This window comes from Marinilactibacillus piezotolerans (genome assembly GCF_900114235.1).
GTDB classification, from domain to species: Bacteria; Bacillota; Bacilli; order Lactobacillales; family Carnobacteriaceae_A; genus Marinilactibacillus; species Marinilactibacillus piezotolerans.
Window position 1 is genome coordinate 1 of the sequence record NZ_FOSJ01000105.1, and the last position, 2,150, is coordinate 2,150.

Genomic DNA, 2,150 nt, shown 5'->3' on the forward strand with positions numbered 1-2,150 from the left:
GTTCAGGAGGAGACCCCCTCAAAGTATATGTATTTATTGCGACCTTTCCCTATAGTCAATATAGCTACGTAGAGGGCTTTTTAGATATGACCTCTGAAAGCTGGTTGACGGCCCATATCCATGCTTTTGAGTATTTTCAAGGTGTTCCAGAAGCAATCGTCCCAGATAATCTCAAAACCGGTGTTACGAAAGCTCAAGGAAGCGAGCCGGTTTTAAATGAAGCCTACCGTGAACTAGCGGACTACTACCATACGGTCATTGTCCCTGGTCGTGTCCGTAAACCGAAAGATAAGGCAAGTGTAGAAGGAACCGTCGGGTTCATATCTAGGCAAGTTATTGCATCTTTGAGGAATGTTCAATGTTTTGATCTGTTTGATTTAAATAGAAAGATTTGGCGTATGTTAGAAAAGATCAATGCAGAAGATTTTCAAAAAAGACCGGGATCACGTTTAAAAGTGTATAACGAAGAAGAGAAGCCACACCTTCGTCCTCTTCGTTCCACACGCTTCAAATTATCAGAATGGAGATCTGCGAAAGTTCAACCAAACTACCACATTCAAGTTGATCGCATGTATTACTCCGTTCCCTATGAGTACATCCAAAGTGACGTCGAGATTCGTCTTTCTAAGGACTTAATTGAAGTATACTTCAAAGATAGTCGCATTGCATCCCATAAACGGTTGAGAGGAATCGTTGGACAGTATTCGACGCTTACCGATCATATGCCAGACAACCATCGCTTATTTAGGGAACACACACCTAAAAACAGTCGAGAATGGGCAGAAACGATTGGGAAAAACATGCTCAAATTTATTGAGACGTTATTAAACAACAGCCCAGAAAAGAAAGCACTCAATCAAATCATGAGTATAAGAAGCTTATCTCGAAAATATTCTAAGAAAGAGTTGGAATTGGCTGCACAAAACATACTGATTGCCTCATCTAACCCAACGGTCACAGTCTATAAAACCATATTAAATCGAAATAGAAAAAGAGAGAAAGCGAAAGAACAAGGGAGATTAACAGAGACAAAAACCAATCAATCCCATGGATTTATCCGTGGTGCAGACTACTTTGGAGGGAAAAACAAATGATCAATGAAGAATCAGTACGTAAATTAACAGAAATGAAAATGGGCGCAATGGCAGATGCATACAGAGATCAAATGAGTAACACCGATTTTCTAGATATGCCGTTTGAAGACCGATTCAACTTACTAGTTGATCAGGAGTACGCTCGAAGAAAGTCCAATAAATTAAACCGATTAATCAAACAAGCAAAATTCAGTGATCCAAATGCAGCTGTAGAAGATATCGAATATCATGCCGATCGGCATCTTGATAAACAGCTGCTACTTGAATTAGCTTCTGGTAATTATATTCAAAACCATTTAAATATCATCATTATGGGCGCATCTGGGAACGGGAAAACATGGCTCTCTAACGCTTTAGGTGTTCAGGCTTGTCGTCAACACCACAAGGTAAAATATGTTCGCCTTCCAGAATTGCTGGACGAATTTATGGTGGCCAAAAATGAAGCCGATGGAAGTTTCCGGAAATTACTCAATAGATATAAAAGAGTTGAGCTACTCATTATTGATGAGTGGTTACTGACTACTCTTCCGGCTGAACATGTCTATACTTTATTTGAGATCATTGAAGCTCGATTGAAGACAACCTCTACGATTTTTTGTTCTCAAACTGCCCCTGAAGGATGGTATGAGAAATTAGGCGATGCACTTGTGGCAGACGCTATCCTTGACCGCATTGTTCATGATTCCTATAAAGTTTTGTTAGATGGAGAAATCTCAATGCGCGAGCGACATGGTTTGGGGGCATTCAAATGATCTCAGAAGATGTAGAGATACGAATTGCTTTACATTATTTTCATCGCTACCTTCCTTCTGAAGTGATGGAAGAATTAGAATTTCTTTTACTTCCCTATTACTTAGGCGAGGAAGAGCCATCGGCAGATGATATGGTTAAATTAGCTATCGCATGTATGGACGAAGCACTAGAAGAATAAGCTTGAACGAGCTGCTTGTAGTCTATGACTATGAGCGGCTCTTTCTTCTGCACTCAGTGGCTCAGTTCTCCGCAATCACTGGCTCTAAACTCCGCACAGCTGGCTCTATTTCTTCGCAATACTCA

3 protein-coding genes are annotated in these 2,150 nt (G+C 40.4%); all 3 read left to right on the top strand.

Annotated elements, in window-relative coordinates; translation table 11 throughout:
* A partial coding sequence (locus BM212_RS12220; protein WP_091898810.1) for a Mu transposase domain-containing protein occupies positions 1-1,094 on the top strand: 1,094 nt, incomplete at its 5' end.
* Complete coding sequence (istB, locus tag BM212_RS12225) at positions 1,091-1,846, top strand: IS21-like element helper ATPase IstB (RefSeq protein ID WP_091898812.1); 756 nt, start codon at positions 1,091-1,093, stop codon at positions 1,844-1,846. The genes BM212_RS12220 and istB, both read left to right, overlap by 4 nt.
* Positions 1,843-2,025, top strand: coding sequence for a hypothetical protein (locus BM212_RS12230; protein ID WP_080146709.1), 183 nt, complete (start codon positions 1,843-1,845; stop codon positions 2,023-2,025). The genes istB and BM212_RS12230 overlap by 4 nt, the downstream gene beginning before the upstream one ends.
* Positions 2,026-2,150: the final 125 nt, after the last annotated feature.